This is a genomic window from Synechococcus sp. R8-2 (genome assembly GCF_047461715.1).
Classification (GTDB): Bacteria; Cyanobacteriota; Cyanobacteriia; order Thermostichales; family Thermostichaceae; genus Thermostichus.
The window spans coordinates 1-2,664 of record NZ_JANSHQ010000382.1 but is presented as its reverse complement, the minus strand read 5'-3'; the positions used below and the strand labels follow the sequence as shown (position 1 = coordinate 2,664).

Sequence of the window (2,664 nt, the reverse complement as noted above, 5' to 3'; positions counted from 1 at the left end):
GTTTGTCCGTAAACGCGACCCAGCAAAGCTGCCGACAAACCCAGCAGGGTCAGGGTAAAAGCCACCCCAGCCGCAAAACCCAGGGATTGAGCCCAGACCTGCAGCCGCCCTTCTGCAGCCGCTTCGTCAGGGGTGCGAGTGTAGCCGCCGATGTAGGCGATGGTCACCGGCAGCATAGACAGCGTGCAGGGGGAAAGACTGGTGAGCAAGCCGGCCAAGCCCACCACCAGCAGACTGACGGGAGAAAGGTGCTGCAGTTGAAACTGCACCAGCTCAGTTGCCCATTGTTCTAGGTGGTAAAGCCAGAGCTGAGCCGCATTCAACATAAGCTCGATCTGTCCACATAAGCTCAAGGTAGCATGAACTCCCCCGCCCCCCTGGGATCCCCAGTCTTGGGGGAGTACGTCTACTGTCCATTCCCACCGCCCAGGTTGTGGAGAATTTCGCGAGGATGGTTGACCGGGAACTGCTGCCATTCTTGTTGAGTTCGTTGCAGCACCCGGAGCAATTCGTCCCACTTTTCGCCATCGATCAACCGCTCTATCTGTCGCAGCTGAGCTTGGTAGCTGCTCAGGGCAGTCAGCAGCGCCTGCCGGTTGTGGCGGGCCATCTCCAAACCCAATTGCGGGATCCCTCCGCCAACACGGCTGGTATCGCGGAATCCGCTGCTGGCCAAAGTGCGGGCCAATTCCAGAATCGCGGGATCCTCCTCCTGGCTGACGGCTGCGATCAAGCTGGCGCTGACCATAACTGGCAAATGGCTGATCCAGGCCACCGCTCGGTCATGGCGTGCGGGATCCGTGAGGACAGCTTCTGCGCCAATGGCAACAACCAGCTCTTTCATTGCATCGAGAGCCTGAGGTTGGGTCTCGGCGATGGGAGTGAGCACGTAGGGCCGCCCCCGAAACAAGTCAGCTTCTGCCGCTTGGATCCCTTGCAGGCTTTTGCCGGCCATGGGGTGCCCCCCCACAAACCAGGGCCACAATTCGGTTGCCGGAGCAACGATGGGCTGCTTAACCGAGCCGACATCGCTCACCACGGTTTCTGCCGACAAATAAGGCAACAGGGCGGCTAGCGTGGCCAACACCTGCTCCAGAGGGGTACAGATCAGCACCATTTGCGGATCAAAGCGAGCCAACAGGGCCAACTCGGTTCCACAGCCTTGGACAGCACCCCGTTCCAGAGCCTGTTTGCAGGTGGCCGGGTTGCGGCTTATCCCCCAGACGGGATATCCCTTTTCGGTCAGTTTGAGGGCCAGGGATCCGCCAATCAACCCCAACCCGACAATGGCAATGCGCATAGTATCTCAGTAAGCCAGTGAAACTCCTTTTTTGACACCACCAACAACCGCTTCCAGGTGTAGTAGGAGGCTGCTCCCGTAGCTCAGCGATACTCGCCACCGGCGGGCAAGCCTAGTTCCTTCCGAAGCTCCCGCCGCAGCAGCTAAATTCTCGGCCAGGGACTGTCCACTTGTCCATTTTTAAGTCAATATAGGGGTAATATCCGGGCTTGCTTGCCCTGCGGATTCGTGGTAGCCAAACTGGCCTCCGACAGGAAAAACAAGGGCAGGCCTTGGATGTATTGGCAGGAGCTCGGCCCGCTGTGGACTGCTGTTGCGCCGAAGGGATCCCAGCCTTTCGTGCCGGCTCAGCGCAGTTCTTCTTCGCTTACTCAAGAGCAGGTGTCCCTCTTCTCAGCGATTCTCCAGAACTGTACCCATCGAGCCACTTTCACAGCGGGCTCGGCTTTTGGCCTGCGAGTTCCCGCTTTAACCCCCGTTGGGGAGCACTCTGTCGTTTAGGAGATTCTATGCCTAGTGAACCCAAAACCCGCAAGAGCCGTGAAAGCACTAACCCGCGCCCGCGCGACCGTCGTCGTGAATCGGCCAAAGGGAGCAAAGGGGCAGTTTCAGCCACCCATCTCTCCTTGCCGAAGTTAATTCAAGAGAATGCGGTGCTCCAATCTCGCAGCCAGTTGTTGTTGATGTACAGTGACTTCCAAACCGAAATGCCCAACGATGGCAAAACCGGTGTGGGCACCTGGCTACAGTCTCGACTCAAGGAGCACGGCATGCCCAGCCTGCTGCGTTTTGGCCCCCGCTCCCGCCCCCAGGTTTTCCGCCGCGATGAATTTTCCGAGTGGATTACGCTGGCTCTGGCCTCTGTTAACCCCAACAGCGATACTGCCCCCCAAGAGCACCTGAGCTAGGCCGGAAGAGGAAGTTGAGCGGTAGAAGCAGAGGTTGCCGGCCCAGGGATCCCGCCACGCCCGTTGAGGGAAGAGGGTGAACTGGGCTTTTCTGTATCCGGCAATAGCAGGTCGCGGATGAGGCGAGCTGCCGAGCGTTGCAACCAGCGGGAGGCCAATTGACGGCCCAGTTGTTGAGCTTCCGGTTTGGCAGCCACCTTGGCAACAATCGGCAGAAGCTGCAGCGGCTGAAAGCTCGGGTTGCTGCTGAGGAGTTCCCACAGACGCTGCAAATGAGCCAAGCCATCTGAGCCACCCTGGGATCCCGAGCTGGAAAAGAGCACATCCACTAGGCGCTCCCGCAGGAAAGCGCCCCGCTCAGAAAAGATAAAATCAACGGCCTTTTCCAGGGATCCCTGCAGGTCAAAATCCTCGCTGTTGACGGCGTTGCGCAGCAGGTTCTCCAGGCGGTTCCAG

The 2,664-nt window shown here is 59.0% G+C and carries 3 protein-coding genes and 1 pseudogene; 1 reads left to right on the top strand and 3 read right to left on the bottom strand.

What is annotated here, in order from left to right; genetic code table 11:
* Together NW819_RS09415 and NW819_RS09410 are read right to left on the bottom strand one after the other, a co-directional pair.
* The coding region (locus tag NW819_RS09415) for a cytochrome c biogenesis protein CcdA (protein ID WP_414413576.1) at positions 1-326 on the bottom strand (326 nt) is incomplete at its 3' end.
* 80 nt (positions 327-406) lie between these two features.
* Entirely contained in the window at positions 407-1,300 is an 894-nt protein-coding gene (locus NW819_RS09410) for a prephenate/arogenate dehydrogenase (protein ID WP_414413575.1), read from the bottom strand.
* 509 nt (positions 1,301-1,809) lie between these two features.
* Here NW819_RS09410 and NW819_RS09405 point away from each other — a divergent pair.
* Positions 1,810-2,208: a hypothetical protein gene (locus tag NW819_RS09405; protein WP_414330450.1), complete on the top strand. Its 399-nt coding sequence runs from the start codon at positions 1,810-1,812 to the stop codon at positions 2,206-2,208.
* On the opposite strand, the pseudogene NW819_RS09400 reads toward NW819_RS09405, so the two are convergent.
* Positions 2,205-2,664: pseudogene (locus tag NW819_RS09400) on the bottom strand (AarF/ABC1/UbiB kinase family protein); the annotation flags it as partial. The gene NW819_RS09405 and the pseudogene NW819_RS09400 sit on opposite strands and share 4 nt — an antisense overlap.